This is a genomic window from Streptomyces sp. NPDC050433, assembly GCF_044458565.1.
Taxonomy (GTDB): Bacteria; Actinomycetota; Actinomycetes; order Streptomycetales; family Streptomycetaceae; genus Streptomyces.
The window spans coordinates 203973-228696 of the sequence record NZ_JBITIB010000012.1 but is presented as its reverse complement, the minus strand read 5'-3'; the positions used below and the strand labels follow the sequence as shown (position 1 = coordinate 228696).

General features: G+C 67.7%; 29 protein-coding genes and 5 pseudogenes. 22 read left to right on the top strand and 12 right to left on the bottom strand.

Going from position 1 to position 24724, the window contains the following annotated elements; all coding sequences use genetic code 11:
- Positions 1–12: 12 nt before the first annotated feature.
- The 9 genes and pseudogenes from ACIBLA_RS17450 to ACIBLA_RS17410 all read left to right on the top strand — a co-directional run bounded on the left by ACIBLA_RS17450 (position 13) and on the right by ACIBLA_RS17410 (position 4923).
- On the top strand, positions 13–525 hold the full coding sequence (locus ACIBLA_RS17450) for a hypothetical protein (RefSeq protein ID WP_363246851.1): 513 nt from the start codon (positions 13–15) through the stop codon (positions 523–525).
- A 181-nt stretch (positions 526–706) separates the two neighbouring features.
- A pseudogene (locus ACIBLA_RS17445) lies at positions 707–1239 on the top strand (two-component system response regulator); the annotation flags it as partial.
- Between the two features lie 373 nt (positions 1240–1612).
- Positions 1613–1924 (top strand): annotated as a pseudogene (gene tcmP / locus ACIBLA_RS17440) (three-Cys-motif partner protein TcmP); the annotation flags it as partial.
- 58 nt (positions 1925–1982) lie between these two features.
- Positions 1983–2219 carry a hypothetical protein gene (locus ACIBLA_RS17435; RefSeq protein WP_399199058.1) on the top strand — a complete coding sequence of 79 codons (237 nt, stop codon included), beginning with the start codon at positions 1983–1985 and terminating at the stop codon, positions 2217–2219.
- Positions 2207–2485 carry a hypothetical protein gene (locus ACIBLA_RS17430; protein ID WP_399199057.1) on the top strand — a complete coding sequence of 93 codons (279 nt, stop codon included), beginning with the start codon at positions 2207–2209 and terminating at the stop codon, positions 2483–2485. Before ACIBLA_RS17435 ends, ACIBLA_RS17430 begins: the two co-directional genes overlap by 13 nt.
- 245 nt (positions 2486–2730) lie before the next feature.
- The gene (locus ACIBLA_RS17425; RefSeq protein ID WP_399199047.1) at positions 2731–3195 is read left to right on the top strand and encodes a hypothetical protein; all 465 of its coding nucleotides are present in this window, start codon (positions 2731–2733) and stop codon (positions 3193–3195) included.
- Positions 3196–3204: 9 nt separating this feature from the next.
- On the top strand, positions 3205–3777 hold the full coding sequence (locus ACIBLA_RS17420) for an N-acetylmuramoyl-L-alanine amidase (RefSeq protein ID WP_399199046.1): 573 nt from the start codon (positions 3205–3207) through the stop codon (positions 3775–3777).
- Complete coding sequence (locus ACIBLA_RS17415) at positions 3774–4034, top strand: hypothetical protein (protein ID WP_399199045.1); 261 nt, start codon at positions 3774–3776, stop codon at positions 4032–4034. The genes ACIBLA_RS17420 and ACIBLA_RS17415 overlap by 4 nt, the downstream gene beginning before the upstream one ends.
- Before the next feature lie 211 nt (positions 4035–4245).
- Positions 4246–4923 carry a DUF6262 family protein gene (locus ACIBLA_RS17410; RefSeq protein WP_399199044.1) on the top strand — a complete coding sequence of 226 codons (678 nt, stop codon included), beginning with the start codon at positions 4246–4248 and terminating at the stop codon, positions 4921–4923.
- Between the two features lie 27 nt (positions 4924–4950).
- On the opposite strand, the gene ACIBLA_RS17405 is transcribed toward ACIBLA_RS17410, so the two are convergent.
- The gene (locus tag ACIBLA_RS17405) at positions 4951–5454 is read right to left on the bottom strand and encodes a hypothetical protein (RefSeq protein ID WP_399199043.1); all 504 of its coding nucleotides are present in this window, start codon (positions 5452–5454) and stop codon (positions 4951–4953) included.
- A gap of 212 nt (positions 5455–5666) precedes the next feature.
- On the opposite strand from ACIBLA_RS17405, the gene ACIBLA_RS17400 reads away from it, so the two are divergent.
- The 4 genes and pseudogenes from ACIBLA_RS17400 to ACIBLA_RS17385 all read left to right on the top strand — a co-directional run bounded on the left by ACIBLA_RS17400 (position 5667) and on the right by ACIBLA_RS17385 (position 7067).
- Entirely contained in the window at positions 5667–5966 is a 300-nt protein-coding gene (locus ACIBLA_RS17400) for a hypothetical protein (protein WP_399199042.1), read from the top strand.
- A 16-nt stretch (positions 5967–5982) separates the two neighbouring features.
- Positions 5983–6114 (top strand): hypothetical protein, encoded by a 132-nt coding sequence (locus ACIBLA_RS17395; RefSeq protein WP_399199041.1) that lies wholly within the window; start codon positions 5983–5985, stop codon positions 6112–6114.
- A gap of 18 nt (positions 6115–6132) precedes the next feature.
- Positions 6133–6270, top strand: a pseudogene (locus tag ACIBLA_RS17390) (DUF6233 domain-containing protein); the annotation flags it as partial.
- A gap of 266 nt (positions 6271–6536) precedes the next feature.
- A complete protein-coding gene (locus ACIBLA_RS17385) occupies positions 6537–7067 on the top strand; it encodes a hypothetical protein (RefSeq protein WP_399199040.1) in 531 nt (176 codons plus the stop codon).
- On the opposite strand, the gene ACIBLA_RS17380 is transcribed toward ACIBLA_RS17385, so the two are convergent.
- The 3 genes and pseudogenes from ACIBLA_RS17380 to ACIBLA_RS17370 form a co-directional block, all read right to left on the bottom strand.
- The gene (locus tag ACIBLA_RS17380; protein WP_399199054.1) at positions 7057–8289 is read right to left on the bottom strand and encodes an IS110 family transposase; all 1233 of its coding nucleotides are present in this window, start codon (positions 8287–8289) and stop codon (positions 7057–7059) included. The genes ACIBLA_RS17385 and ACIBLA_RS17380 overlap by 11 nt on opposite strands.
- A 711-nt stretch (positions 8290–9000) precedes the next feature.
- A pseudogene (locus ACIBLA_RS17375) lies at positions 9001–9149 on the bottom strand (IS5/IS1182 family transposase); the annotation flags it as partial.
- A 90-nt stretch (positions 9150–9239) separates the two neighbouring features.
- Entirely contained in the window at positions 9240–9866 is a 627-nt protein-coding gene (locus tag ACIBLA_RS17370) for a TetR/AcrR family transcriptional regulator (RefSeq protein ID WP_399199039.1), read from the bottom strand.
- An 80-nt stretch (positions 9867–9946) separates the two neighbouring features.
- Between ACIBLA_RS17370 and ACIBLA_RS17365 the strand changes: the two genes are divergently transcribed.
- Positions 9947–10339, top strand: a complete 393-nt coding sequence (locus ACIBLA_RS17365; protein ID WP_399199038.1) for a Dabb family protein — start codon at positions 9947–9949, stop codon at positions 10337–10339.
- A 120-nt stretch (positions 10340–10459) separates the two neighbouring features.
- Here ACIBLA_RS17365 and ACIBLA_RS17360 read toward each other — a convergent pair whose 3' ends face one another.
- Both ACIBLA_RS17360 and ACIBLA_RS17355 read right to left on the bottom strand, forming a co-directional pair.
- The gene (locus tag ACIBLA_RS17360) at positions 10460–10933 is read right to left on the bottom strand and encodes a hypothetical protein (protein ID WP_399199037.1); all 474 of its coding nucleotides are present in this window, start codon (positions 10931–10933) and stop codon (positions 10460–10462) included.
- 106 nt (positions 10934–11039) lie between these two features.
- Complete coding sequence (locus tag ACIBLA_RS17355; RefSeq protein ID WP_399199036.1) at positions 11040–11798, bottom strand: NucA/NucB deoxyribonuclease domain-containing protein; 759 nt, start codon at positions 11796–11798, stop codon at positions 11040–11042.
- A 313-nt stretch (positions 11799–12111) separates the two neighbouring features.
- Between ACIBLA_RS17355 and ACIBLA_RS17350 the strand changes: the two are divergent.
- Positions 12112–12561 (top strand): annotated as a pseudogene (locus tag ACIBLA_RS17350) (hypothetical protein); the annotation flags it as partial.
- A 12-nt stretch (positions 12562–12573) separates the two neighbouring features.
- Here ACIBLA_RS17350 and ACIBLA_RS17345 read toward each other — a convergent pair.
- From ACIBLA_RS17345 to ACIBLA_RS17335, 3 genes are all read right to left on the bottom strand, one after another.
- Positions 12574–12903, bottom strand: coding sequence for a hypothetical protein (locus ACIBLA_RS17345; RefSeq protein ID WP_399199035.1), 330 nt, complete (start codon positions 12901–12903; stop codon positions 12574–12576).
- Between the two features lie 68 nt (positions 12904–12971).
- Complete coding sequence (locus tag ACIBLA_RS17340) at positions 12972–13841, bottom strand: IS5 family transposase (RefSeq protein ID WP_399199033.1); 870 nt, start codon at positions 13839–13841, stop codon at positions 12972–12974.
- A gap of 432 nt (positions 13842–14273) precedes the next feature.
- Positions 14274–15182, bottom strand: a complete 909-nt coding sequence (locus ACIBLA_RS17335) for a LysR family transcriptional regulator (protein ID WP_399199032.1) — start codon at positions 15180–15182, stop codon at positions 14274–14276.
- A gap of 129 nt (positions 15183–15311) precedes the next feature.
- Here ACIBLA_RS17335 and ACIBLA_RS17330 point away from each other — a divergent pair, with 129 nt between their 5' ends.
- A complete protein-coding gene (locus ACIBLA_RS17330) occupies positions 15312–16115 on the top strand; it encodes an SDR family NAD(P)-dependent oxidoreductase (protein WP_399199031.1) in 804 nt (267 codons plus the stop codon).
- Between the two features lie 206 nt (positions 16116–16321).
- Here ACIBLA_RS17330 and ACIBLA_RS17325 read toward each other — a convergent pair whose 3' ends face one another.
- A complete protein-coding gene (locus ACIBLA_RS17325) occupies positions 16322–17107 on the bottom strand; it encodes an IS5 family transposase (RefSeq protein ID WP_399199030.1) in 786 nt (261 codons plus the stop codon).
- 427 nt (positions 17108–17534) lie between these two features.
- Positions 17535–18071 carry a hypothetical protein gene (locus tag ACIBLA_RS17320; RefSeq protein WP_363246572.1) on the bottom strand — a complete coding sequence of 179 codons (537 nt, stop codon included), beginning with the start codon at positions 18069–18071 and terminating at the stop codon, positions 17535–17537.
- Between the two features lie 112 nt (positions 18072–18183).
- Between ACIBLA_RS17320 and ACIBLA_RS17315 the strand changes: the two genes are divergently transcribed.
- The 3 genes from ACIBLA_RS17315 (at position 18184) to ACIBLA_RS17305 (ending at position 19351) form a co-directional block, all read left to right on the top strand.
- Positions 18184–18390: a hypothetical protein gene (locus ACIBLA_RS17315; RefSeq protein ID WP_363246573.1), complete on the top strand. Its 207-nt coding sequence runs from the start codon at positions 18184–18186 to the stop codon at positions 18388–18390.
- A 22-nt stretch (positions 18391–18412) separates the two neighbouring features.
- Positions 18413–18673 carry a hypothetical protein gene (locus ACIBLA_RS17310; RefSeq protein ID WP_363246574.1) on the top strand — a complete coding sequence of 87 codons (261 nt, stop codon included), beginning with the start codon at positions 18413–18415 and terminating at the stop codon, positions 18671–18673.
- A 462-nt stretch (positions 18674–19135) separates the two neighbouring features.
- The gene (locus ACIBLA_RS17305) at positions 19136–19351 is read left to right on the top strand and encodes a hypothetical protein (protein WP_363246575.1); all 216 of its coding nucleotides are present in this window, start codon (positions 19136–19138) and stop codon (positions 19349–19351) included.
- A gap of 69 nt (positions 19352–19420) precedes the next feature.
- Here the strand turns inward: ACIBLA_RS17305 and ACIBLA_RS17300 are convergent, their stop codons facing one another.
- The gene (locus tag ACIBLA_RS17300) at positions 19421–20185 is read right to left on the bottom strand and encodes an MBL fold metallo-hydrolase (protein ID WP_363246576.1); all 765 of its coding nucleotides are present in this window, start codon (positions 20183–20185) and stop codon (positions 19421–19423) included.
- 851 nt (positions 20186–21036) lie between these two features.
- Between ACIBLA_RS17300 and ACIBLA_RS17295 the strand changes: the two genes are divergently transcribed.
- The 3 genes from ACIBLA_RS17295 to ACIBLA_RS17285 all read left to right on the top strand — a co-directional run bounded on the left by ACIBLA_RS17295 (position 21037) and on the right by ACIBLA_RS17285 (position 24681).
- Positions 21037–22035 carry a substrate-binding domain-containing protein gene (locus ACIBLA_RS17295; RefSeq protein ID WP_363246577.1) on the top strand — a complete coding sequence of 333 codons (999 nt, stop codon included), beginning with the start codon at positions 21037–21039 and terminating at the stop codon, positions 22033–22035.
- A gap of 79 nt (positions 22036–22114) precedes the next feature.
- Entirely contained in the window at positions 22115–23650 is a 1536-nt protein-coding gene (locus ACIBLA_RS17290) for a sugar ABC transporter ATP-binding protein (protein WP_363246578.1), read from the top strand.
- 11 nt (positions 23651–23661) lie between these two features.
- Positions 23662–24681, top strand: a complete 1020-nt coding sequence (locus ACIBLA_RS17285; RefSeq protein WP_363246579.1) for an ABC transporter permease — start codon at positions 23662–23664, stop codon at positions 24679–24681.
- Positions 24682–24724 lie beyond the last annotated feature (43 nt).

Here is a 24724-nt window from a genome sequence, read left to right as displayed (position 1 = left end):
TTGGGGGGAAATTTGAGCGTTCAGCAGCCTGAGGGACGGAAACAGTCCTGGTTCATCACCCTGTTCGTGAAAAGCGTGGCAAGTGTTCCGGATCTCCGCACCGACGTACCGCCGACGGACGGTTCGACTCCTCGCCTGAACGTGATCAACCATATTCAGGCGCAGATCAAGGACTGCGACGGGCCGACGGTCGGCGAGGGGATTGTCTCCGCCATCCGGACGCTGCGCGAAGCCGCAGGTGAGCGGGGAGCGCGCCAGATCGACACGGTCTTCGTGAATCCGGAGATGACTAAGTTCTACCGAAGGCCGCTGAGCGACCTCAAGGCGCACGAGGAAGTGGCGAAGCGGGAAGTCGCGTACTGGGTGGCCGAGCACCAGAAGAACCCGACCGGAGGCACTCGCACGGCGGTCGCGTTCGACGTCGAGGACCGCGTCAAACTCCAGCACGGTTTCGGAATGCTGAACGAATTCAGCAAGTCGGTCGCCGACCCGACGTCCGATTTTCGGATTCGTCAGGTGGACTGACCTATTCGTACAGCAGTACACAGAGCGGAGCCCGGAACTCCTTCCGGGCTCCGCTTCTTGCAGAAGAAAACGGAGAATTACTCCACACCGATGTCCTGGACGAGTTTTTCCAGACCGCCGGTGTAGCCCAGAAAAAAGTTTCAGTCCCCGTTCGGCCTGCGGCGGAAGGAGTTCGCATCCGGTGGAGGCGACGCTCACCGCCGAGCGCGAGCGCGCCGGCCAGCTGGCAGCAGCCCACTCCGACGCCTCGGAGCTGTTGGGCGAGCGTGACGTCCAGCGGCAGGCGGTGAAGCGACTGGGAAACGAACTCCGGGCAGCACAAGAGCAGAGGGCGAACGCGGAAGCTCGCTGCGATCTGCTGGAGCGTCAGCTCGAAGCCGTCGAACGCCCAGCCGCTCTGCCCCTGCCGCAGCCCATGCCCAAGGTCCAGGTCGTGGACGACCAGCCCGACAACCTGCTCGCCATGAGAGCGGTACTAGAGACGCTGGACCAGGAACTCGTCACCGTGTCCTCCGGCCGCGAAGCCCTCAAGGCGCTGCTTCATCACGACGACTCACCGCGATGGGCGTCGATCCCGAGCACACCGCCCGCAGGTACGCAGCTGGTGCGGTCGACTACATCAGCAAGCCCTTCGACCCCTGGGCCCTGCGCGCCAAGGTCGCCGTCTTCACCGAGATCCACCTCGAACGACGCATCAGCCAGTCCACCGGCTGAAGTCAGCGGCGGTTGCCCCTTTTGGACCCACCAGGGGCAACGAGCCGATTAGCCGCTTCGGGGGCCGGAGGGGCGCAGACGACCGATTACGCCCCCAGCGCTACAAGGATGCGGGCAGCCAAGCGGAAGGGAGGAGGACCGTCGCAGGAACAGGAGTGCCGACGGCAGCGAGAAGCCCCATGGGTACCGGACCCCTCGCATCACCGAAGTCCACGACAATCCGCCGCGCCCGCCTTCTGAACTGCGCATTCACAAAGCAGCGCAAGCTCGCGATGTCCGGCGCGCGCGGTTCCGTCGGTCTTGCCCGATCCATGCTCCGTGCTTCACCATCTGTAATCAGGCGGATACTGTAGATCGATCCGGGGGTGTGGCGATGTCGTCGGGAACGAGTGGGGGCTACTGGGCGGACAAGGCGCTGCCCAGCGTGTTCAAGCACGAGTTACTCAGGCGCTACCTGCCGCAGTTCGGCGGGATGACGGGGTCTCATTCCCACGGCAAGCGCGTGGTGTATCTGGACGGGCACGCGGGTGAGGGCCGTTACGAGAACGGTGATCCAGCGTCGGCGGAGATCGCGCTGCGGATCGCCTCCTACCTTCGGTCCAAGCACGGGCTCACCCTGGACTGCTTCTTCACGGAAGCGCAGCAGGAGTCCTTTGAGCGGCTGCGCGGTCGTATAGCAGTACGCGGCGCGCGGTCTGCTGGCGCACGCCCATCGCGGCGAGGTCGTCGGCGTCCTGGACGATGTGGTGCAACGCGCCGTACAGGCGCCGCTTTTCCTGTTTCTGGACCCGTGCGGGCTGGTCCTGCCGCAGGATCGGCTCACGGAGGTGCTGGCGCGCAAACGGCCGCAGAGGAAGCCGGCGACCGAGTTGCTGATGAACTTCAGCATGATGGCCGTGTGGCGGCTGGGCGGTCATGTCCGCTCGCCGAAGGGCAACGAGAAGTCGCTGACCCAGGGTTGTTCTCCATGGCGTCGCTGACACGCCCGGATCCGCAGGATGTGGAGAACCGGGCGGTGCCGGTGATCGCGGGCAACCTGGAGAAACTGCTGCTGCGCACCGGGCGTCCCGTCAAGCTGGTCGACCACACGCTGGAGATCTTCGGGGAGTTCTACGGGCAGGTCACTGAGCCAGTGGCGCGCAAGGCGGTGCGGCTTCGGCACGGGCAAGGCAAGACGCCCACCGACGGTGTCGGCGTGAAGCGGACCCGCGAGATAACCGTCCTGCCCAAGAGGCTTGCCGCCTGAATGCTGTTTCGGCATGTGATCAGACGGGCAGCACCTGTCGCCGCTGGGGCCTCAGCCCGTGGCGGGCCGCTACATGAAGGAGACTTCCATGAGCCAGAAGCGGGTCAGGCACAACGAGTTCGCACGCCAGCTGCTCCGAATAGCGGCAACGGGACAGCCGTCGCTGATTCTGTCGTCCTACGCCGCGACTGACAGGATCGCCTCTGCCGCACTGGGTGAGAAGTCACGGAGGGGAACCCGCTCCGATGATTGATTTCCCGGACGACTTATCCGATCTGGAAGGCCCGGAGGAGCGCAGACTCGCCTACATCGAGTCGATGATCGAGGTCGCGGGCGAGGACGCACGGCACGTGATGCTGTACGTGACGCTGGCCCTGACGGCCATGCTCGTCACGCTCACCCAGTTGCCCTTCGACCGGCTGGTCGGAATGCCATTGGCCTTCCGGTGCCTCCTGCTGTTGGGCCTGATTCTGGTGGGGGCCGGTGCCAGCTGCTTCTTCCGGTACGTTCGTGCGTTGCACATAGCCCGGATGGGGATCGCACGCTGCATCGCCTCGGCCGACGCCAAGCACGCCCGACAGCTCTGGGCCGGTGGGGTGGGAGTGTGGGAGCGGCGCGGCCACTTCTATCGTTGGGGGATGAAGTTGTCCGCCACCGGCGGCTGCGCCGTCGCCATGTGCGTTGCGTACCTGCTGCTGAGCGGAGACTAGAGTCGCCACATGGAACCGCGCGGCGGCATCGAGATCACAGACCGGATCGTCGAATGGCACACCCTTCTGCCAGCGCGGAACGAGGCGGACATCTCCATGGTCGTACTGCATGCCACCGAGCTGCCCGACATGGCGGCTGCCTGGGCTGAGGCCGAGAAGTCGGCCTCAGCAAGTGATTCCGGCCGGGGCGTGTGCGGGCACCTCTACGTAGACCAGGACGGGACCGTGTACCGCCTTGTGCCGTTCGACCGAGTCGCCTTCCACGTCCAGGGGTTCAACACCCCGTCCATCGGGATCGAGTTGGTGAACCGTGGACGTTATCCCAACTGGTTCACGAGCTGGGGCCAGCAGCCGACGGAAAAGTTCCCGCCGGCTCAAATCGAAGCGCTACGCGCCCTTCTTCGCTCGCTGCGGGAGCAGTACCCCGCCATCGTGGAACTGCGTCGGCACAGCGACCTCGACGAGCGACTGGTCCCAGCAGAAGACCAGCCGGAGAAGATGGTACGGCGGCGGATCGACCCCGGGCCCCTCTTCCCATGGAACGTCGTCGCCCGCGATTGGGCGGACACAGCTGGGCGTTGACCCTGCCAGTGCTTGGCCGTGAGGCGCGGCGGGCGGCGTTGCTGGTGTCGACGGCCGTGGACGACGGGGGCCGACGGGTGAGTCTGCATCTGGCGAACCAGGGCCGGCGGGCGTTGATCGTGGTCTTGTCGCACCGGGCTGGGCTGGCGGTGACGGATGAGCGGGTCCTGCCGAAGCTGGCTGCGTTGGGAGCGGTGTCGTGCGGTGCGGACACTGCGGAGGACGGCCGGCGCCTGTCGGCGGTACTGGACCTGTAGGTGGCGGAGGCCCCCGAGCCGCCGAAGGAGCCGGTACGCCTGCGTACGGCTGTTGCCGAACCCCGCGTGGTAGTAGGCGGCCCAGGAGCTGCACTGGCTCGCGGCCTCAGCCGGTCAGGGACCAGCAGAGACCATGTCAGGGGGGTAGCGGCCTCGCGCACATCCCTCCGGCGCCGAACTCCAAGTGCTCCCGCACGAGGCCCCTTGCGCTTTGAGCGCCCGCCCAGCGGCGTGGGCCGGGCTCGGCCTCCTCGACGACGCGCTCGCTCTGGACCTTCGCCGCCCGCAGGACTACTTCCACCGCATGTGGAGCACCGCCTTCCGGACGTCACGGACAGCGGCAGCAATCCGCGCCCGTCGCGCACGAACCCAGACCAAGATCGAGCAGGTCCGCGCTGCAATCACCATCCTGCAGCGACAACGGACCACGATCACAGTCGTTGCCCTTGTCCGCCAGGCAGCTGTCTCCCGCACCTTCCTCTACGAAAACCCCGAAGCCCGAGCCCTCGTCGCCGAAAGCATCCACCACGACAGAGCCAGCAGGGATCGCGCCAGCGCCCTCCCCGCGCCCAGGGTCGAGGACGGATTGCGTGACAGAGCACTCAACGCCGAAGCCGCCCTCAAGGACGCACACAGCGAGATCCGAACCCAGCGGAACAGGATTGGGCAGCTCATAGGCCACATCCGCGACTTGGAGACCCACCAACCACAGGAATCAGCCCAGTGCATCACCGTCGAGAACACGGCCCTCAAGGAGCGCCTGCGCCTCCTGCCCCAAGACAAGCGCACACTCGAAGACCGCCTCCAAGCCGCCCGCTCCAACACGCGCTTCCTAGATCGGCGGATCTCTCAGCTCGAAGCCCAGCTTCTGGAACGTGACCAATCCTGAAGCGGCAGCCACGCCACGGCTCCCGGGTCAGTCCTGGCCGGCGACCCTTCGGCCGATCTGTTCAAGGAATTCCTGGATCGATGCTGCGGCGACCGCGAAATCGTCGAACCAGGAGGCAGTAGTCGATTTCCAGACTTGTCCACTGCCTGCCACTGCGAACAGACGACCGCCACCATCACTGGCAAACACGATGGCTAGTGACTCATCGTCGATCTGGACAGATCCGTACTCGCGGAAGTGCTCGGCAACGGTCGAGGCTGAGTGGATGAAGTATCCGTGCTCGACATCGGGCATGGAGACTTCGCAAATCACCCAGTAAAGAGTGGTCAGGTCGGAGGGAATCGGCGTCAGGTCCACCAGTGCATCCGTCGCCTTACTGCTCGCATCCGTTGCGAGGACGACGGCGTTCTCACCTGGTGGGAAACCATGCGTCTCCAGGAACGACGACATCACAGCCCGGAGCTCCGCAGAAGTCTGCTCGCACCAGCCTCGCACCCACTCCGAGTCGAGCCGCTCACCGGACACGTTCATCCTCCTCAACACACCCCCAACTCGACATCCACGAGCTTCGAAGAACATATCGAAGGGCACGTCACGGACATGTCCGCGACGCATCACCACTGCGCAGGACCCATCTGGCCGACTCGACGATCGGTAAGCCCGACGATCTCCGCGACACCCAGCTGCGCCTTCACCAGGCGAGCGCGGCCTACCACCAGTTGTGCCGGACCCTGCCGTGGAACGTGGACCCGGCGCCCGGATGGGCTGCCGGGGAGAAGCAGCCGTACACCGACCACACGAGCGCCAAGCCGGACAGTCCCGGCCACACCGACCACGAGAAGAGTGAGGTGGCCCGGCTGCGCGCCGCCGTCTTGGAGCTGTCCGTCACGGTCTCCACCCACCCCTACTGGGCCACGCTCGAGCCGGGCATGGTGGTGGAGGGACGGATGGCTCTCAAGCAGACCATCCCGGCGGCGGTCGGCGATGTGGCCGCGGCACCGGACGACGGTACCCCCGGGTCCGCCGCTGCCCGCGCCGCCTGACCCGGCCGGCCTCGTCGTGCCCCGCGACCCCCGCATCCGCCTGGAGCAGCTGCGCTTCCTCTACAACATCCAGCTCCACCACCTGCAGCAGACCGAGCACTGGATACGTGTGGCCGAGGAGCGCGTCGCGGAGGCGGCCTCCCGCTGAAGGCGACAAGCCCCCACCGTCCATACCTGGGACTGCGGCATGAGCGGCCCGAAGAAGGCGCTCACCCGCGAACAGGCACTGCGCGCAGTAACCGTCGACCAGATCCCGCCCTGCGTGTGCTGCACCCCGGACCGAGACCTCGGCGTACTTGAATAGCGTCTGACTCTCATCCCAGTGAGCTGGGCTTTCTCAAAAGTCCGCCGGTGCGCCTCCACAGCCCCAGCTCAGTCCGGCCCCAGGCCGACACCGAGATGAGTCGTCACCAGAGCAGCAGAGCGAGAGTCAGCACCTGACCGTGGAGTGCACCCTTTCTCCCGGCTATCGCGTGGGGAAGACACCTCATGCGGCTAAGCCGTCAAGCGGAGACCGGTCCCCGGCGAAATCAGGTACTCGCCACCCGCACAGCCTGGGAGGCTGTGCGGGTGACTGAGACGACCCCTTACGACGCCGACCGTGCGCGATTCACCCGCCAGGCGCTGGCACGCCTGGTCCTCTGCGATCACGCCGTGGACGTCGCCGATGGCGCCGCGGGCCTGGTCGCCACCGAGAACGACCCAGACACCGGTCCCGGGGGCCGGGTCAGCCAGACATTTCAGCTCATCGAACTCGCGGAGCGCGCTCTGGCCTCGGCCGTGATCTACGAACGCGAGCGAGGCAGCTCCTGGACGGAGATCGCCCAGTACCTGGGAATCGGTCCAGCAGAAGCGGAAGAGCGGTTTGCCGCGAACCTGGACGGCTGGAACGCGGCCTTCGACATCCCCTACCGGCTCGACGACACCGGCCGCAAGCGCATACCCCAGCTGCCCACGGCAGCGTATGACCCCGCGTGGGCCTGCACTCAGCTCGACCGCTGGGCCGGGAACCGGCTCATTCTTGTCAACGACGAGCGCCCAGTCAGCTCGGGTCTCGTCATGGCCGTACCCGAAGACGTAGAACCGCCGGTCACCCCGTAGCGGTGTTCGGCCCTGCGGAAAAGGCGATCGTTTCGTCGAACGGAACGCGAGTCTGAAGGCAGTGGTGGAGCTGTCCGAGCATGCGATTGAACAGGTGCCTCAGGGCCTGGGCATGCCAGTCTCCGGTCTCGCGTCGTCGTCGGTAGTGGGCGTTGGCGCCCTTCGAGTGGGTGAGGGTGGCGAAGGCCCAGAGGTATCCAGCGTGGTTGAGCCGGTTGTTCTTCACGAACCGGCGGCCGACGTACTTGCGTTTGCCGGAGGCCCGGGTGATGGGGGCCGCGCCCGCGTATGCCTTCAGTCCGCCGGCGGTGGCGAAGCGGGTGCGGTCGTCGCCGATCTCGGCCAGGAGGCGGGCGCCGACCTGTGCGCCGACGCCGGGGAAGCTGAGCATGATCGGCGCGTCCGGGTGGGTGCCGAAGGTCTCCTCGACCGCCTTGGCAAGCTCGTCGACGGCCTTGCAGGCGGCGTCGAGCTGGGTCAGCAGGGCTTTCGCCTGGATGCCCATGGCCTCCTCGACCGCAGGCAGCTGGTGGGCGGTGGGCTGCCGGAACAGCGTGTGGAGGCGTTCGGCGTCCGCGGTAATGCCGCACTTGCGGCCCGCCTTCGTCATCATCAGCCGCAGCTTCCACGTCGGCAGCTCTGCCGCCAGGGTGGGGGTGGGGGCCGCTGCGAGGATCCTCCGGGCGTCGGGACGGCTCAGGATGCCCGCCTTCTCCCGCCAAGCGTCGAGCGCGGCCGGGTAGTACTCGCGCAGCAGCGAGCGGATCTGATTGGTGATCTGCTGCCGCTTCCAGACGGCGTCCTGGTGGGCGCGGGCGACAACGGCGACGGCCTGGGCTACGTCGCTGTCGTCGGGCAGCGGCCGGTGCATCGGCACGTCCGTGCGGATGATGTTCGCCAGGACCAGGGCGTCGCCGGGGTCGGACTTCTTGCGGCCCACGCCGTGCCGGTCGCGGTAGCGAGAGGCCGCCATCGGGTTGATCGCGAAGATCTGCCGGTTGCCGGCCCGCAGGGTGGCGACCAGCAGGCCGCGGCTGGTCTCGATCGCGATGGGGATCGGCGTCTCGGCGGTGTCGCCGTGATCGGCCATCAGGTCCAGCAGCAGCTGGTAGCCGTCCAGGCCGTCGTCGATCCGGCACTTGGCCAGCAGCTTGCCGGTGTTGTCGATGATCGCGACGTCGTGGTGTCCCTCCGCCCAGTCGACCCCGCAGAACACGGCCATGGATCCCGCCCCTTCGCCGGTGCTGTTCACGAACACGAGCACACGGGGCCGCACGGCGCACTAATTCCAGGGCTCCAAGGCCCACCACCTCATCAGCCGTGCGCGGCACCGCTTTAACGCACGGGCGCACGCCGTGTCCAGAGCTCGAAGCTCGTGAGGAAAAACGCGTCACCGTGCGGCAGCCTCATCCAACGAGGATCTCGAACCCGAGAGGCCCGTGGGGGAAGAACGTGCGAGGACCGGCCGGCACCACGGCGCCACCGGTCTTTCAACAGACCTGATCGGTCGGAGGTGTCGTAGGGATCACCACAGCACCGACCGGACCGCACACGTCCTGCCCGAGCGGAACACGCCGCCCCGGGTCCTTCAGAGATCCAGAACCTCTAATTACTATCGAATTAGAGGTGTCGTCGTGCGTGATCGGCTTGCCCACCAAGGTTGACCTGCGAGAACGGGCGGTTCCCGATTTGGTGGGTTCACACCTCCGGTCCCACCCCCGATCCCCCGCTGGAAGCAACCGTCCAGCCAATGGTTCAGCCGCCCTTGGGTGCAACCCGGACCTGCCGGTGGAGGCCGAGGGGGTCTTCTTCGGGAGCCTCGCTGACGGTGGGAGCCGGGGCAGAGGCATGACTGTTCATTTGTTCGGGCGTAGTTCTGGTGCCCTGTGGTTCTCAGGGCGTCGATGCATCTAGGGCCTGTATCCGGTCGTGATCAAAGGGCGGTTCGTGTGGGGCCGTTGATCCAGATCATGGTGGCACGGAGATGCAGGCCGGCGAGGTAGCTTCCGGGAGTCTTGTCATAGCGGGTGGCGATACCTCGCCAGGCTTTCAGCTGTTGATCAGGTGGTCGACGGTGTTCCTCCGGGTGGATCATCGTCGCTGCTTGAGGCGAGCGCGTGGAAGTTCCGCACCTGCCGGTGCGTCGAGTTCGCGGCCACAGGCCGGAGCGGATCATTTTCCGTAAGCGCGCAGGAAGACGTCCACGGCGGTGTCCGCGACGGTGTCCGGGGCAGCGCCGGGGCGGTACTCCAGCGAGCCGGTGATCAGGGAGAGGAAGTGCTCGGCGGCGAGCTCTGGGTCGCACTTGCACAGGCGACCATCGAGGGCCAGGCGAGCCAGGCGGTCAGCGAGGGCGGATCGTACCCGCAGGGCTGTGCGCTCGCGTACGCTCGCCGCCAGGTCGGGGAATTGCGCCGCCTGCGCGCAGGCCAACTGCCTTACGGCGATGGCATCTTCGTCGCCAAATACCTTCAGCAGGCCGCAGGCCACGACCGTGAGCGCCGTCCGCGGGTCGGCGTTCGCGGCGGTTTCACGCAGTTGCTCGACGACAGCGAGGCTGCGCGCGCCGATCCGGTCGGCGACGGCCTCGACGGCCTCGCGGTAGAGGCTCGCCTTGTCGTTCAGATGGCTGTAGACGGTCGGTTTGGCCACGCCCGCCTCCTGCGCGATCTCCTTCACACATGCCTGGGCATAGCCGCGTCGTGCGAACACCGCGAACGCGCCGTCCAGGATCGCCTGCCGCCGCTCGATCAGCCCACGAGTACTGCGCCTGCTCCCGGTTGACACTTCTGAACCCATGGGTTCAGTGTAGCTATTGAACTACTCAGAATAATAATCTGAACCAACTGGTTCAACTTGTCTCGAAGGGTGGCACAGGCGTGATCGTTCACATGCTGCGTTTTGCCTTCAGGGAGACTGCGACCGAAGAGGAGTGCGAGCGCGTGCTTGCGGTGATACGGCGGACAGCCTCTGTCGAGTCGGTGTCGTTCTCGACGGTGGGTCAGATACTCGGCGATCCCGACGGCTTCACCCATGCCATGTGCGTCGGCATCGCCGATCTGCCGGCTCTGCGGCGGTACATGCACGATCCGGTCCACCTGGCCGGCGACCCGCAGATCATGCCCTATCTGGCCAAGATCGCCATTGGCCCGGACCTGTCCGATGACATGACGCCCACCCTGGCCCGGGACACCCTTGCGCTGCACGAGGAGAAGGTCGCGCTCTACCCGCAGTGGGCCGCCGAACTCGGCCCCCTGTTGGCAGCCTCGTGACGTGATCTGGTAGTTCGTCGTGCATGACACGGGCACAACTGTGAGCGCACCGCCTACCTCGGACCGGCGCGGAGCGGTGACGCGGCAGGACTCGCGGCGGTAGGTGTAGGGCACGGTGACTCAATCGCTGGGTGCGATGGGCCAGATCTGCAGGAGCCACTCTTCGACACCCTCGTAATACATGTCTTGTGCAGAGCGTGCGGTGGCCTCAGCGCGTCCGCGGCAATGGGCTCGCAGTCGGTAGTTTCCTGGCGATCCGAGTTGTAGCAGCTCCCCCTTGGGGCTGTGGTCCCACTCTCGCAGCCCTATCCGCCCGGTTTGGCTGACGATGGCGGCTTCCTCGATCACATCCCACGGTTGATCTTGCGGAAGGTGGGGTTCGCTCGACCACACTTCGATGCGGACGTCGGGATAAAAGTCATTGCCCGCGGTCCGGAACAGGATTCCTCGATCGCCCTCAACCAGGACGCGAGAAGACCCTTTCCATCCGCCGGGGAACTCGGGAAGAGACTCGTGGTCGGCGAGTAGGAACTGGCGGTACTCGACGCGTGGTTGAGCATCGGTACGGAGGAGGGGGCTCGTCGGACCAGCCATGAGATTCGCTTCTTTTCGTGATCGTGATGCCCCGGTCCTGTGGCCGACGGGCTGCCTGGCCACAAGACCGGGGCCATGGCTTCGCCAGGTTACTGGCCTTTACGAGTTACGGGATGACGACGACGTAGAAGGTGTCGTTATCGAGTACGCGCTGGCGCCCGTAGAAGACCCCCAGCATCGATCCGGCCTTCTGGTTGTCGGCTGCGTCGAGCGCGCGGGCGGAGTAGCGGTCGTCTCCGGCGGCAGCGCCCTCCAAGGTCGTTGCGAACGGATACTCGTCGCAGTCCAGCCCGAGGTCCGAGTACGTGCCCCAATACTGCCTGCACGTGGCCACGGCCTTGGCCCGGTTCGCATTCCGCAGAGTCATGTCGTAGAAGACGCGCGTGAGAGGCTGCCCGCTGAAGATCGAGCCGGGCACCGTCTTGCCTGCCCACGGCGGCAGAGTGAGATCGGGGCGCCCCTGGGCGTCGAGGATGTGCTGGGCGCTCTCATTCACCTCGGGGTTGCTGGTACTCACGTCGTACCAGAGCTCTTGGGTCACGTCGAAGACGCAACCCTGAGCGTACGTCAGGTAGCTCGCGGAGCCGCAGCGGAAGCCGTTGCTGCCGGTCGAGACGGTCTCGTCGGACGCGTTGACGGTTCCCTCGAAGTCGTACCAGCTCAGCAGGTCGGTGCCCGTGGCGCCGGCGGTGGGGGAGGTGAATGCGAAGAAGGCGCTCGGACTGACCGCCCATGCGGTCATGGTCTGCGTCTGGCCAACGTTCAGCGGGGCGGCGGTACACGCGGAGCCGTTGAAGACAGTGCATTCCATGTCGAGCGTGACCGGTTCGACTGCGGCTTCGCCGGAGATGTTGATGTCATCCATGAGGGTCACGAAGGAGACGTCGCGCGAACCATTGCTGCCCTGCCCGAGAGTGCTGAGGCGGAAGGTGGCCCGTCCAGTCTCGCGACAGACGCTGAAGACGCACTCCTTGACCGTCAGAGTGTGTGTCCCCACCTTGCACCAGGTGAATCCGCTTCTTACGGTCCTCGACCGATCTCGATCCCGATGCCGCACCCTCAGAAGCCGTTGTTGTCTTTCCGGACCTGATCGCTGCGTTTCCGCTGGTAGGGCGTGGGTTCGGTGATTCGGTGGGAGTGGTGGTCTGTTCGGGTTGTCGTTCCCCGGGAGGTCGCGGATGCCGTCGGTGGTTGGGACGTTGGAACAGCGTGAGCTGGGTTCTTCCCGTCGCGTGGACGAGCTGCGTGAGGAGGCCGACCGCATCCAGGCCGAGCTGGCCGTGGCCGAGCTGGAATGGCAGGAGTGGGTGATCGCCCGCAGGCGGGTCGATACGGTGCTGGCTCCGGACGGCGGCAGCACCGCCGACATGGAGGTCACCGGGGATCCGCAGGACCCGGACGCGCCGTCGGCGCCCCGGAGTGCGGTGAAGCCGAAGCCGCAGGCGCCGGTGTGGCGTGAAGGGCAGGACTGGTCGGTGCTGTCGTTGGATTACCAGCGCATCCTGCAGACGTTCGCGGACCGCCTCCGGCTCCATCAAGGGCCGCTGACCTGCTAGGAGATGGCCGCAGGGTTCGGCATGGACGTGGTGCCAGCGCGGGTGGAGGCACTGCGGTCGAAGGCGAAGCGCCAAGGCCGTGTTTTAGAAGTCGGTGACCTGCTCGGTTGGCTGTTCTGGGAAGTGACGGGCGGCCATCCAGATGGTGAGGTCGCGGGCGATGTCGTTGATGCTGGCCGAGGTGGTGACGTCGTGCTCGCGGCGGCTGGCATCGCGACGGACGACCTCGTAGCCACCTTCGTCCAGTACGGCCACCGAGGCGAACCATATGGGGTCGTCCTCATCGGGCTGGACGACAACGAAGGTGTTGTCGGAGCCGTTGAGGTCGCTGATCATCATGAACAGAGCGTCCTCGGACGGGTCGTCGATGCGGTCGCCGTTCTCACTGTCAGCGCCGTAGTACCGGGCCCCCATCGGTGGTGTCTCCCCTCGCCCGCTCCATTGATCGCGGTCAGCATGGCACGCGAGGCCCCCCATGCCTGTCACAGCCATTCACCGATCGCAGCAACCAGAACGGTGGCTTCGAAACGGACCGCCAGTTTGTCGAACCTCGTGGCCACCGCACGATTTCGCTTCAGCCGGTTGATCCCGCACTCGACCGCGTGCCGGGCCTTGTAGTCCTCGCGGTCGAAGGCTGGTGGCCTCCCGCCCGCCGCCCCGCGCCGCTTTCGGTTCCGGACCTGGTCGGCCGGCTCCGGAATCGTGCAGCGAATCCCGCGCTTTCGCAGGTAGGCCCGGTTCGCGCGAGATGAATAGGCCTTGTCGCCCCGCACTCGCAGGGGGCGGAGGCGGGGACGTCCCGGCCCGGGACGAGGTACCCGTATGCCCTCCAGGACAGCCGTGAACTGCGGGCTGTCACCCCGCTGCCCAGCGGTGACCAGCAGCGACAAAGGCCGCTGCCTTTGCTCGCACGCGAGATGGATCTTGGTGCTGAAGCCTCCACGGGACCGGCCCAGACCGTGGTCTTCTGGCCCGGTGCGAGTCCCGCCCGGCGGCTCCTTCTGGGTGTGACCGTCGCGGCGGGCGCCTGCCGCATGCTGATGGGCCCGGCAGACCGTGGAGTCGACATTGACCTCCCACGTGATCAGCCCAGCCTCATCTGCCCGGGCCTGCAGCCCGGTCAGTAACTCCTTCCAGACACCGCCCCGCTGCCAGCGACGGAAGAGACCGTAGACCGTTTGCCACGGACCGTACTCCGCCGGAAGATCCCGCCACGGAGCACCGGTCCGCACCCGCCAGCGGATCCCATCGATCAACTTTCGTCGACACGCTGCCGGCCTGCCCAACACCGCCACCGGTAACAACGGCTCCAGCACCGCCCACTGCTCATCAGAAAGGTCCCCTCGCCCCACACCAAGATCATCACAATGCGAGACGAGGAGCGGAGCCCACTTTCAAAACACGGCCAGTCGCGCGTGGCTGGCTGGCCGAGCCCGCGCCGGGCCGGGCCGGTTCACGCTGGCTGCGGGCGTGGCCGGGCCAGGCGGCGCGTCATGAACAGCCTCACCGACCAGCAGACCGGTGTGCGCCGCTCATAGTCGCGTGCCAGGCGGCGGGCCTGAGCCGACTCCTGCGTCCTGCTGTCACGGCGAACACCAGGTGTGCGCGGCTGGGTACGGTGCCCGGCTGGCGCTCGTTCTCAACGCGGTGCAGCCGGCCCTGCGGCGCGCTGGCCAGCACAGTGATCGAGGCCATGATTCTGCTGGCCGGCTGGGCTATGCGTCGAGCGTGTCAGTTGACGGCGCGGTCATGTCGCAGCGTGGTTTTCCTTGCCGGGTGCGGCGTTATGGCACCGCACGAAGCTGTGCGGCCTCGTGGCGGAGCGCCTTCACGGTGGCCGTCACCTCGGGAGAGCGGTTGCGGACCGTGACGGCGACAGTGGCTCGGCCGAGCCAGGCGGGGTCGTTGACGTGGACGGTGCGGACGCCGGTGGGGACCGCCGGGGCGGCCAGTTCGGGCAGTACGGCAATGCCGAGACCGGCGGCGACAAAACCCAGGCGAGTGGGCCATTCGCGGGCGGCGTAGGCGATCTGTGGGTGGTCGAGAGTTGGCCAGGGGCCGAACTGAGGGTCGTCGCGGAGGCCCTTGCCGACGATCCAGGGTTCGTCCCTCAGCTCGGCCACCGGGATGGTTCCGCGGCCAGCAAACCGGTGGTTGGCGGGGACGGCGAGCAGGAGACCGCCGTCCAGGAGCAGGTCGCGGCGCAGTCCCTCGAAGTCATAGGCGGGCAGGTCCGGTCCCACGCCGATCACTGCGACATCGATGCGGTGAGCGCGGAGTTGGCGAAGCTGCGTGGGTGATGACGCCTCGCCAAACTCGACGATCAAACCCGGGTGGTCGCTTCCAAGGCGGGCCAGAGTCCTGGGGACGAGCACGGCGGCGGCAGAGGGAAAGGCCGCGATGGTGACGCGTCCGGTGACGTGGTCCTGCAGCCCGGCGAGGTCTGTGCTGACGGCGTCGATCTCGTTGAGTGCTTTGGCGGCTCGGCGGGCGAGCATCATGCCCGCGGGAGAAGGCGCCACCCCGCGAGCGCCCCGGATGAACAGCGGTGCACCCGCGGCGGCCTCCATCGCCGCCACCTGACGGGACACCGCTGACTGCGTGTATCCGAGTGCGTCGGCCGCGGCGGTGAACGATCCGGTGTCGACTACGGCCTGGACGACGCGGAGACCAGTGAGGGTGAAGTCGGTCACGCCGTCATCCTGACACATTCCAAAACCGCATGTCTTATATGTAAGACCCTCGCTGGTGGAATACCACGATCAGCAGCACGATGGAGTAGCAACCGCAAGCAATCCATCCACCTACAGGGAGCACCAGTTATGGCGAAGACCTGGTTCATCACGGGTAGTTCGAGGGGATTCGGCCGCGAGTGGGCGGAGGCGGCGCTCGAACGCGGCGATCACGTCGCGGCGACGGCCCGGAACGTCAGGCAGCTAACCCCTTTGGTCGAGCGGTACGGGGATGCGGTATTGCCGGTCCGGCTCGACGTCACCGACCGCGCCGCGGTGCATGAGGCAGTGCAGCGTGCCCACACGCATTTCGGTTCGCTGGACATCGCAGTCAACAACGCTGGCTACGGGCATTTCGGCATGGTCGAGGAGATTGACGAGGACGAACTCCGGGCTCAGATGGAGACCAACTTCTTCGGCGCGGTATGGGTCACTCAGGCCGTCCTGCCCCTCATGCGGGCCCAACGATCGGGAAGGGTCCTGCAAGTGACCAGCGAGGGCGGCGTACGTGCCTTCCCCGGCATCGGTGCATACCACGCCTCCAAATGGGCTCTTGAGGGGCTGTCGGAATCCCTGGCGCAAGAAGTGGCAGCCTTCGGTATCCACATCACCAACATCGAGCCCGGCCCCTACGCCACCGACTGGCTGGCCCGCGGGGCACGGCATAGTAAGCGGCATCCGGACTACACCGAAGTCCACGCGGCCACTGCACAGGTTTTCGAGGTCGGCGACCCGCGCGCCACCCGCGACGCGATCCTTCGGATCGTCGACGCGGACCAGCCCCCGCTGCGGATCTTCCTCGGCAAGTCCCTCACCGACGTCGCCGGTCTCTACGAGGAGCGTCTGCGCACCTGGCGCCAGTGGCAGCCGGTCTCCCTGGCCGCCTTCGGCTGAGGGCAACACCGTCGGCGTGGAGGTCACCCCGGGTCCGCGGGACGCGACGCCCAGTCGGCTCCCCGGGATGCGGCGAAGCCGAAGTCGCAGGTGCCAGTGTGGCGTGAGGGGCTGGCCTGGCTCGCGGGTGAAGGCATTACGGTCGAAGGCGAAACACTTGGTCGCACGCGGCTGGCTGGCCGAGCCCGCGCCGGGCCGGTTCACGCTCACGAAGGCCGTGGCCGGGCCAGGCGGCGGGTCATAAGCAGGGTCATCGACCAGTAGACCATCGCCTCGGCACTGGTGGTACGCCGCTCGAAGTCGCGCGCCAGGCGGCGGGTGCGCATCAGGTGGGCGAAGAACCGCCCGACGATCCACCGCTTGGGCAGCACCACGAACCCCTTCTGATCGTCGCTGCGTTTGACGATTGCCAGGACCAGTGCGAGAGCGGTCAGGCAGTACGCGACGAGGCTGCCGGTGTAGCCGCCGTCGGCCCAGACCAGGGCGAGGCGGTGGTGCGCGTCGGCCACCCGTCCAAGCAGGACCTGCGCGGGGCCGCGGTCGCCGGTGTCCGCCCCGGTGACCATCACACCCAGCAGCAGGCCGAGCGCGTCGACCACGACGTGCCGCTTGCGCCCGTTGATCAGCTTGCCGCCGTCGAAGCCGCGGCTATCGCATCCGACGACGGCGTCCGCCTTGACCGACTGCGAGTCGATCACACCGGCAATCGGCTCCCCGTCGAGGCCCATCTTCTCGCGGACCTTGGCGCGCAGCCTGTCGTGGAACTCCCAGACCCGGGCGTGGTCGCGCCAGCGGCGGAAGAACGCGTATGCCCGGTCCCACGGCGGGAAGTCCGCCGGCGTCGCACGCCACTTGATGCCGTTGTCGACCAGGTAGCGGATCGCATCGAGTATCGCCTGGTGGCAGTACGCCTCCTGCTGCCCTCCCCGGCCCCTCATCCAGCCAGGCACCGGCAGCAGCGGCCGGACCACGGCCCACTTCGCGTCCGTCATATCCGAGGGATACCGCCGAACACGTTCCGGGTGATCGGCCGCGTTTCCGAACCGGTGAGCAACACAATCACACGACGGTGCAGCCGAGTTGAACTCCACCGGCGCGAGCACGTACAACTGCGGCAACGGGGTCTCCTGGATCTCGGTTGGCTTCGCAACCCCGAGCTACCAAGAGGCCCTGCCTTCATGCCCGTGACCAGCCGCGGTCACCCGATCGAGACTCCCGTTCGACGCACACCCCTCAAGATCGGAACGACAACAGCCGCTGACACACCGGATCGGCATCAGCTTCGGCGACGACCCGGGGCCCGAGCTCTGACCGTGGCCCGCAGGTCCGAGGTGGTGCCGGCAGCGGCGGGGCAGGAAGGGCGCCCATAGACCAAGGAATCGCGGCCTTTCCCGCCGACATGTCACCCGACGGTCTGGCCTACTTGATCAGGGCATTCGCGACAATGATCACCAGGCCGATCAGCATGTCCAGACCCCCCGCCCGGCACGAGGACGGCCATCCGTGCCCGGCGGTGCGGGCGGCCCAGGCACCCCAGCCGAACAGGGCGACGGTGTTGAACAGCAGGGCTGCGTCCACAGCCGTGGCTTCTGCCCACCAACCGGCAACCGCCGCAAGCAGCATCCCCACCGCGGGCAGCACGGCGGCGACCAGCGGCCACTCGCCGAGCACCAACCGCAGTCTGCTCACCGTGGCCGCCCCGTCGACGGACGCACGCTGGGCGATGACGCGCGCGTACCCATGGGCGGCGCCCGACGCCAGCGCGGTGAGCAGTACCCACAGCGCGTCCGGACCGGGATCGGCCTTATCGCCCGCCGCGTCCAGCGCCGCCACCAGGGCGCTGGCCAGCACCAGGCCGTAGATCCCGCTGAACAGCGACTGCTCCGGCAGTCGGTGCAGCAAGGTCAGCCTTGGAGCAACGCCCCTTCGGCGGCCATGGTCGGCGTGCTCGGGCATCGCATCGCCTCGGTGCGGGAGGAAAACCGGGTCCGCACATACTCACCCGCGTGACGTCACGGAACACGATGCCACGCGCAAAGGGGGTTCACGACGCCGGTGTCGGGTGCCGATGAAGGGCATGGAAGGCGAGATCGCCGATTACCTGCACGTGATCAAGAAGATGAAGGCGAAGATGGACTCTGTGCCGGACGAGGAACGCCACGAGGTCGAGGAGACCGGCAAGATCCTGCGGAGCCTGCGCGCCGGCTCCGCTGCCTCCGGGCCGGTCGCCCTGCCCATGCCTGTCGTCCACCCTGCCGACGAGGCCGGAACGTGACCGCAAAGCGCACCCCACCGACGTGCTCCGCGAAGCCAGGAAGAAGAACAGCCTGGCCAAACGGGCGAGAGTCCTCGCCGTCGCGGACGACATGAAGACCAAGGGCGAGCCGATCACGTTCCCCGGTCTCGCCAAGGCCGCCCGGGTCTCGAACTGGCCGCGGCCAACCAGGAACTCGCCGACAAGCTGGCCCAGGCCGAAGCCGGCCGAGACCGCCTGCGAACAGACCTCGACGACACTCAGGACGATCCGGCAGCGGCCCGCGCTGCCTTCCGGAATCTGATCCGCGACCAGAACCGTGACGCCACATAGTAAGGGCACACCTCCGTGTCCTACGAGATCACCGCCTACCGGCCCGACCGCCCGGACGGGTGCACCTGGACCGTGCCGGACGAGCGTTGTCTCAAGCTCCAGCGGGACGCAATCGAGAAGGCCACCCGCGAGGCCGTACCACCGTCCGTATCCAGGTCAATAAGATCACTACCGCACAGCGGATGGCCAAGATCCGGCAGGCAGATAAGGACCGCGGGGCAGCATTGGACAGGCGGGCCGAGCAGGACCGGGTGGCCGCCGGACCCCGTGCTTCAGCCAGGGAGTCCCGGCCCGGTCCTCCAGTCAGTCAGGTGCCCGACCGGCCGGAACGCACCTTCGATGAAAAGGCATCGATCTTCTTCGTCTGGGTGTCCTTGGCGGTCGCCGTGACCGGGGCTGTGATCGCAGCGAGGCAGGGAGCGACAATGAGGCATTGCCGACGCCTGCCGTATTGCTGGTCTGCGCCGGCCTGCTCGGGCCAGGCACGCCCGGAATCGCCATGGCGCTCGTTAAAGCCGAGAAAAAGACCGGAACCCCCGCCGACATCCTGTTCAAAAGCATTGGCATCGTGGTGCTCGGCTTCCTGCCGAAGCACAAGCACCATCACCGCGGCGACAGCCTCGACGGCCACGACAACCCGAACGATTGACTTGGATAATCGCCGACCCCATCGTCAGACTCATGGGTGCCCAGGCCACGCGGCGGCGCTCCCCCCGCATCATCCATGCGTTCCAGCTCCCCGGCCGCCGCCGACAACACGGGCTTGCCCAGGGTCGCCTGGGCCGGCCCCCGCCGTCGGCGGAAAACCGGCCGCGGTCAGGTGCGGAAACGAGCGCCAGCCGCCAGCCTTCTGCCCGAACGCGGCCTGATCCTGCCGTGTCACGGCTTGGTGCTTGCAGTCGTCACAGAGCTGGGGATGGGCGTCCTTGGGTGCGTCCCACCCGGCGGCCTCGATGGCCTTCCACCGTTCGTCGACGAACCAGGTGCCGCATCCGCCGCACGCGGGACGGCGCGCTTCCCGCTCGGTGCGGGAGGTGAGGTAGCGGGCGTTGGGAAAGGCGGAGACCCACGAGCCGTTCACCTCCCGGGTGTTCCAGCCGACGTGGTCGGCGTGCAGGCGGGTGAGGACCACCAGATCGACGGAGTCCGGGGAGAATCCGCCGGCGGTGAGACGCTCCAGGAAATCGGTCTGCAGGTTGTGCCAGGCCGGGTTGGCCCGCTCCTTGCCGTTGCCGATACCGGTGTCGACGAGCACACGCTGCCCGTCCACGACGAACACGAAACTGTGGCTGTCGAGACGCAGGATGCCCTCGGGGTCGGCGAAGTGAGGCCGCAGCCAGTCCTGGCCGGCCACCACCTCGGGAGTGGCGTCGGGCAGCAGCCAGGGTCCGGTCGCGGGCGGCAGAACAACCTCGTCAACGCGGTGGACGATGACGTCGCCGACAGGCCAGGAAGGATCAGGAGCTGCGGAGGAAGGCCGCATAATTCGACAGCAAGAGGGCTCCCTCTCTTCAACGAAGGTGTTCATCTGCCCGACGCAACCGGTTGTCCGACGGGTGGGCCGCCCCGGCAACACGGCCACCCGTGACGACACCACGAGTAGCTGTCTCGGACACCGACGTCGCCCTGTTCGCCCGAGCAGCCCCCGACCGTTGCGGCCACGTGGACACCCCGGTACATAACGACAGCATCTGCCCGAACAGAAAGCACCGCTGAGATCGATCCTGGCCGCCCAGCACACCGTCCGACGGTGCCGCCACCTCCGCGACACCCGCCGCGGCCGGGCTCCGCAGGCGGCTACGCTCCTGGCCGCACCGGTAAGGCAGACAAGACACTCCCCGCACACCCGGACTTCCCGAGCCAGCTGGACGGGCACGGCACGGCAGCAACCTCGGAGGGCCTGACCCTCAAGTGGACACGCCGGATCTCCACAGCGGCCCGGCCGAGCTCGTCCAGTTGCACGGACAACTGCGGGGCCAGCGGCGCGGGCGGCTGCGGACCGGGCAGTTCCAGCAGCGCCTTGTCAGCCGCGGTGAGCATCCTGCGTACGGCATCCCGGGCGCGGGCACGAAGCCGCAACCGTCTGGTGCACGGCCACACCGCGCATGACGTACACGGCAACAAGCGCGGCGTGGGCGCCGCGGCCGGCGCCGGATCCGGATCGGACGTGACGCGCGGACCGGGATCGCGGGCGCCCGACCTCGATCAAATCATTAATTAGCAATTAATCTTGACCTTACTCGGGTGACCCTTCCATACTCGGAGCACGCCGCGGCGGCGATCCGCACTGATTGCGGTCGTACGCAGCTTTTGTATGTGATTCGGAGTGGTGTCATGAGGGACGGCAGGAAGCGGCATCGCACCGCGTTCGCCCTATGCCTCGGCCTTGCGCTGACGATGGTCGCGCTGGCCGGGTGTGTGCCGCGGGCCGGGGACGGCGGCCGGGTCGGGCTGGTCTACATGGACGCCCAGGGCTACTACGCCGGCGTCCGCAAGGGCATGCAGGATTCGGCCGACCGTCTCGGCGACGGGGTCCAGCTGCTGGAGCTCAATGCCCAGGGCGACGCCTCCAAAGAAAGCACCTTCGTGGACGCCGTGAGCGCCGCCGGGGTGGAGGCCCTGGTGCTGTCGCCGGTCTCCACCACCGCATCGATCCCGGCCGTGCGCCTGGCGCACGAGAGCGGTGTCAAGGTTGTCTGCTACAACACCTGCCTGACCGACGAGGCGACGAAGAAGTACGTCAGCGCGTGGGTGCTGGGCGACCCGGTGAAGTTCGGTGAGCTGGCCGGCGCGGAAGCGGCGAAGTACTTCCGGGCAGAAGGTATCGACGACCCCCGGATCGCCGTGCTCAACTGCGAGACGGTCGAGGTGTGCATCCAGCGCCGGGTCGGCTTCGAGAAGGCGCTGTTCGCGGAACTGCCCAAGGCGAAGATAGTCACCAATCAGCAGGGCACCACGATCGACCAGGCCGTCGAGGTCGCGGACCGCATCCTGAGCGCGCAGCCCCGGGTCGACGCCTTCTACGGCGAGTCCGGCGGCGCCACGATGGGCGCGGTGCGCGCCGTCCGCCAGCGCGGCTTCGCCGGCCGGACGGTGGTCTTCGGCAGCGACATGACCACCGACCTGGCCCGGGAGCTGGCCGATCACGAGGTACTGAAGGCCGATGTGGACATCTCCGGTGTCGAGGTCGGCGAGTTGGCGGCGCGCACCACCGCCAGGGTCATCGGCGGCGAGAAGCTCGACGACCCCGTCGTCCCCGCCCCGGTGAAGCTCTATTCCACCCCCGAGCAGGCCCGCGAATGGCTGCGCGCCCACCCGGACGGCCTGCCGTGACGGTTGTCGCGGCACCGGCCGCCGCCGGCACCGCGCCTCCCGTCCCCCTTCCCGTCCCTCCGGTTCCCGTGGAGCGAGCATGACGACCTCCCCACCGCAGCCCGGTGAGGCCGGCCTCGTGCCGGCCGCCGAGGCGAGCGGCCTGAACAAGCAGTACCCGGGTGTCCGCGCCCTGGTCGACGTAGATTTCCGGATTGAGCAGGGCGAGGTCCGCGCCCTCCTCGGACGCAACGGAGCGGGCAAGTCCACGCTCATCCGGATGCTCTCCGGCGTCGAGGTCCCCGACAGCGGCGAGGTCCGCATCGGCGGGGAGATCCTCGGCGAGGGCGGGGTGCGCCGGGCGGCCGAACTGGGCGCGGCCACCGTGCACCAGGAGCTGAGCCTGGTCCCTGAGATGACGGTCGCCGAGAACCTGTTCCTCGGGCAATGGCCCCGCCGCGGCGCGTCCGGGGTGGACTTCCCCCGGATGCGCCGCGAGGCCGCCGAGGTGCTGGCCGAACTGGACGTGCGCGTCAGCCCGGAGGCCACGGTCGGCTCACTTTCGCTGGCCGAGCAGCAGCTCGTCGAGATCGCCCGCGCCGTGCGCTGCCGGCCGCGGCTGCTGATCCTCGACGAGCCGACCAGTGCGCTGGCCGCAGGCGAGGCGCGCACCGTCCTGGACGCGGTCGGCCGCATCTCCGCGTCCGGCGTCGCGGTGATCTACGTGAGCCACCGGCTGGACGAGATCCGGCAGGTGGCGCGCAGCGTCACCGTCGTCCGGGACGGCAGCGTGGTGGACACCGTGGACGTGCGCGAGGCGACGACCGCGCAGATCGTCGCACTCATGCTCGGCCCGGCCGCGCGTGAGCAGAAACCGTTCGCGCCGCGCGCGGTGGACCGTACCGGCACCCCTCTGCTGTCCGTCCGGGGGCTGACGCTGCCACCGAAGCTGGAGGACGTCACGTTCGACCTGCACGCCGGGGAAGTGCTGGGCATCGGCGGGCTCCTGGGGGCGGGACGCAGTGAACTGCTGCGCTCCGTCGCCGGCTTCGAGGCCGCGGCCGAGCGCACGATCACCTTCGAGGGCCGACCGGTCGCCCGCCCCACGGCGGCGGCGATGAAGCGACTCGGCGTCGGCATGACGCCCGAGGACCGCAAGGGCGAGGGCATCGTCCCGCTGCTGGGCGTCGGCGAGAACATGACGATGTCCTGGTTCGCCGGGATCAGCGGCCGGACCGGCCTCTCGCCCCGCCGGGCCGGTGAGGCCGGTGAGGACCTGGTGCGGCGGCTCGCGGTGAAGACCCCGGGCCTGGACACCCCCATCGCCAACCTCAGCGGCGGCAATCAGCAGAAGGCCGTCATCGGCCGCTGGCTGCACGCCCGCAGCCGGGTGCTGCTCCTGGACGAACCCACCCGCGGTGTGGACGTCGAGGCCAAGCAGCAGATCTACGGCCTGATCCGGGCACTGGCCGACGAGGGCGCCGCCGTCGTCTTCGTCTCCGGCGAACTGGAGGAGCTGCCGCTCGTCTGCGACCGGGTCCTGACGCTGCAGAACGGCCGTTTCACCCGCGAGTTCCTCGCACCCGACATCACTCTCGACGACATAATGGCCGCCACCATGGCGGTGGAAGTGTGAGGCAGACAACCATGTCCTCGACCCTCGTGGCCGGCAAGCCGTCCGGCCCCCCGTCACCAACTGCCGGCGCCGCCCGCGTCCGCCGGCCGCGCCACCTCAACGAACTCGGTCTGCTGGCCGCGATCGTGGTGCTGTACATCGCGCTCGGCGTCACCGCGGGCGGGTTCCTCAGCTCCGACAATCAGCTCGGCATCCTGCGGGACGCCGCCATGGTTGGCATACCCGCGCTCGGTGTCACGCTGGTGATCATCGCCGGGGAGATCGACATCAGCATCGGCCCGGCGGTGGCCTTCGCCTCGGTCCTGTTCGCCAAGGGCACCACCGAGTGGGGCCTGGGACTGCCCGTCGCGCTGCTGCTGACCCTGGTGGCCGGGGCGCTGTGGGGATCGGCGGCAGGCTGGCTGCGTGCCCGCTTCGGGGTGCCGTCCTTCATCGCGACGCTCGGGTTGTGGAGCGCGTTGGGCGGTCTCGCGCTGTACACCACGAACGCGCTCCCGGTCGCCACCCCAGGCGGCGGATTCATGGACGCGCTGGGCGGCAAGATCATCGGCATCCCGACCCCGGCGGTCGTGCTGGTGCTGCTGTTCCTGGCGTTCTGGTACATCGCCCGGCGGACCGCCTACGGCCGCTCCGTCTACGCAGTGGGCGGCAACGCGCCGGCCGCACGGCTGGCCGGTATCCCGATCGGCCGGGTGCGCGTCATCCTGTTCGCCACCACGGGGCTCCTCGCCGCGCTCACGGGCATCCTGATGGCGGCCCGCCTGGGCTCGGGCAACGGCGGCGCGGCCGCGGGCCTGGAGTTCGACGTCATCGCCGCCGTCGTCATCGGCGGCACCGCGCTGGCCGGCGGTCGGGGCAGCCTGGTGGGGACGATGCTGGGCGTCGTGTTCATCTCCGTCATCGCCAACGGTCTGGTCCTGCTGGGGGTCAACTCCTTCCTCCAGGACGTCGCGCGCGGCGTGATCATCGTCGGGGCCGTGCTCATCAACGTCGTCATCTCCCGCAAGGGCCTCGCGACGCGCACGACTTGACCTGTCCGCCACGACCCCCGCCCGACCCGCACGAAGGACACAC